At 74.4% G+C, this 1,254-nt stretch carries 2 protein-coding genes and 1 tRNA gene; 1 reads left to right on the top strand and 2 read right to left on the bottom strand.

The window, feature by feature from the left end; translation table 11 throughout:
• A partial coding sequence (locus B8460_RS18555) for a retropepsin-like aspartic protease (RefSeq protein WP_048863107.1) occupies window positions 1-563 on the bottom strand: 563 nt, incomplete at its 3' end.
• Between the two features lie 67 nt (window positions 564-630).
• Between B8460_RS18555 and B8460_RS18550 the strand changes: the two genes are divergently transcribed.
• A complete protein-coding gene (locus B8460_RS18550) occupies window positions 631-792 on the top strand; it encodes a Flp family type IVb pilin (protein ID WP_048863106.1) in 162 nt (53 codons plus the stop codon).
• Window positions 793-868: 76 nt separating this feature from the next.
• On the opposite strand, the gene B8460_RS18545 is transcribed toward B8460_RS18550, so the two are convergent.
• Window positions 869-942, bottom strand: a tRNA-Cys gene (locus B8460_RS18545).
• Between the last annotated feature and the right edge of the window lie 312 nt (window positions 943-1,254).

Below are 1,254 nucleotides of genomic sequence, written 5' to 3'. Positions count from 1 at the left end.
GGCAGCGCCGCGGCCGCCCAGGGGGCGGCCCGGGGCAGCGCCGCCCCCGCCGTGGCCGCATCGCACCCGTCGGCGCGATAGAGGACGACGCGCAGGCCGCCGCCCGTCACCTCGATATCGAGGCTGCCCATCAGGTCCGCGCCGAGCAACCCGTCGATGCGGCCCCCCGGCAAGGCCGGCACGACCGGCAGGCTGCGGATGGGACCGAGCGGTCGGCTCAGTCCGAGCGCGCCGATCCGGAGCGTGCCGACCTGCGCGTCGCGGTGGCGCGTCAGCCCGCCGATCCCGCGCAGACCGGTCGCGGTCCAGGGGTCCAGCCGGAGCCCGAGCCGCGCGACCGCCGCGGCCGACAGCAGCGACCGCTCCGCCCCGCTGTCGAGCACGAGGCGGACGGGCCGGGCGTCGAGGGTGGCGGGTATCACCAGCGGTCCCGGCGCGGGTGGCAGTCGAAGCTCCACCGCCGGATCGAACCGGCAGGTGCCGCCTGCGGAGGACGTGGCGACCGCGGTCGCGAACAGGGCGACGGCAAGCGCGCCGCCGAAGCGCCGCATCGGCCCGGCCATGCTTTCACCCGCGGTTAAGGGGCGTCCGCCAGACTGGCGACGTTTCGTCGTGCAAGGGACATTTGCGATGCGGGTGCGTCCGCGCGTGATGCTGAGCGACCGGCGCGGAGTCACCGCGCTGGAATACGGATTGATCGCGGCGCTGATCGCGCTGGTGCTGGTCGCGGCCCTCACATCCGTCGGCGGCGGCCTCAACCACACCTTCAACCAGATCAGCAACACTCTGTGACCGCAAGCAGCCGGCGGCCGGAGGCGGCCGGGCCGGACGATGGGACGCCAGCGCGTCCGGCGGTGTTCTGCGCCGATGGAGGTCCGGGCGGGAATCGAACCCACATACGCGGATTTGCAGTCCGCTGCATCACCACTCTGCCACCGGACCAGTGCGCGGCACCGGCTTATCCGGCACTCGGCCGCCGCCGGTCAAGCGAGGCGCGGGCGCGTGGCGGGCGATGCGGCCGCGCGGGTGGCGGGCGCGGCGCAACCTCCCTATAAGGTCCGGGTCGCCGCTGTGCACCGCAACACGAAGACATACCAAGCATGGATGCCGCATCAGACGCGCCGCCCGCCCGCCCGTCCGGCCCGATGTCCGACCGGGACCGCACCGCCCGTGCCCGCGACAACATGGTGGACAGCCAGGTCCGCCCGAACCGGGTGACCGACCCGCGGCTGCTCGCCGGGATGCGCCGCCTGC

The sequence above is a fragment of the Acidisphaera rubrifaciens HS-AP3 genome, from assembly GCF_000964365.1.
GTDB lineage: Bacteria > Pseudomonadota > Alphaproteobacteria > Acetobacterales > Acetobacteraceae > Acidisphaera > Acidisphaera rubrifaciens.
The sequence above is the reverse complement of the archived record's forward strand: the minus strand, read 5'-3'. Positions and strand labels throughout refer to the sequence as shown.

Bases quoted from the DNA above. Each gene is read 5' to 3' on its own strand.
- B8460_RS18550 (WP_048863106.1), top strand. From the start codon at position 631: ATGCGGGTGCGTCCGCGCGTGATGCTGAGCGACCGGCGCGGAGTCACC.